This is a genomic window from Pseudarthrobacter sp. NPDC058119, from assembly GCF_042884655.1.
GTDB lineage: Bacteria > Actinomycetota > Actinomycetes > Actinomycetales > Micrococcaceae > Arthrobacter.
This window is the reverse complement of the sequence record NZ_JBHVTN010000023.1, coordinates 1-1,617: the sequence shown is the minus strand read 5'-3', so window position 1 is coordinate 1,617 and position 1,617 is coordinate 1. Positions and strand designations below refer to the sequence as shown.

Here is a 1,617-nt window from a genome sequence, read left to right as displayed (position 1 = left end):
AATCCCCCCATACGGGGGTCCCATCAGATCTCAGGCACCATGAGTGGCGGATTTGCCTACCACTCGCCCTACATCCTTAGACCGGGACAACCATCGCCCGGCTCGGCTACCTTCCTGCGTCACACCTGTTAATACGCTTGCCTCCCAGGATCAGGTCCCGCGCTCCACCAAAACCCTTCACCCACAAGGGGTGTCGGGCAGGTTTCGGGCGGTTAGTATCCCCTGTTCAACATGGACGGTTTTTCGCCGGTACGGGAATATCAACCCGTTGTCCATCGACTACGCCTGTCGGCCTCGCCTTAGGTCCCGACTTACCCAGGGCAGATTAGCTTGACCCTGGAACCCTTGATCATTCGGCGGACGGGTTTCTCACCCGTCTTTCGCTACTCATGCCTGCATTCTCACTCGTGTAGGCTCCACCACTGGTTTACACCGCAGCTTCACCGCCCACACGACGCTCCCCTACCCATCCACACTCCTGAACCATGACGGCTTAGAACATGTGTGAATGCCACAACTTCGGCGGTGTACTTGAGCCCCGCTACATTGTCGGCGCGGAATCACTTGACCAGTGAGCTATTACGCACTCTTTTAAGGGTGGCTGCTTCTAAGCCAACCTCCTGGTTGTCTGGGCAACTCCACATCCTTTCCCACTTAGCACACGCTTAGGGGCCTTAGTTGGTGGTCTGGGCTGTTTCCCTCTCGACTATGAAGCTTATCCCCCACAGTCTCACTGCTGCGCTCTCACTTACCGGCATTCGGAGTTTGGCTGACGTCAGTAACCTTGTAGGGCCCATTAGCCATCCAGTAGCTCTACCTCCAGCAAGAAACACGCAACGCTGCACCTAAATGCATTTCGGGGAGAACCAGCTATCACGAAGTTTGATTGGCCTTTCACCCCTACCCACAGCTCATCCCCTCCATTTTCAACTGAAGTGGGTTCGGTCCTCCACGACGTCTTACCGTCGCTTCAACCTGGCCATGGGTAGATCACTTCGCTTCGGGTCTAGATCACGCCACTCACACGCCCTATTCAGACTCGCTTTCGCTACGGCTGCCCCACACGGGTTAACCTCGCGACGTAACACTAACTCGCAGGCTCATTCTTCAAAAGGCACGCCGTCACAACTACAAGGCTGCTCCGACGGATTGTAAGCACACGGTTTCAGGTACTGTTTCACTCCCCTCCCGGGGTACTTTTCACCTTTCCCTCACGGTACTGGTCCGCTATCGGTCATTAGGGAGTATTTAGGCTTATCAGGTGGTCCTGACAGATTCGCACGGGATTTCTCGGGCCCCGTACTACTTGGGATACTCTCACAGGCGGTACAAACACATTACGGTTACGGGACTAACACCCTCTCTGGCCGGCCTTTCAAAACCGTTCACCTATGCGCGCACATCACACCCCACCAGCCCGGCAGAACTGGTACGGAAAGTCCCACAACCCCGACCATGCAACGCCCGCCGGCTATCACACATGGAACGGTTTAGCCTGATCCGCGTTCGCTCGCCACTACTAACGGAATCACTATTGTTTTCTCTTCCTGCGGGTACTGAGATGTTTCACTTCCCCGCGTTCCCCCCACGCACCCTATGTGTTCAGGTACGGGTCAC

Annotated in this window: 1 rRNA gene; it reads right to left on the bottom strand. The window is 55.8% G+C overall.

Annotated elements, in window-relative coordinates:
* Positions 1-1,617 (bottom strand): 23S ribosomal RNA (locus ACFVTD_RS20970); the annotation flags it as partial.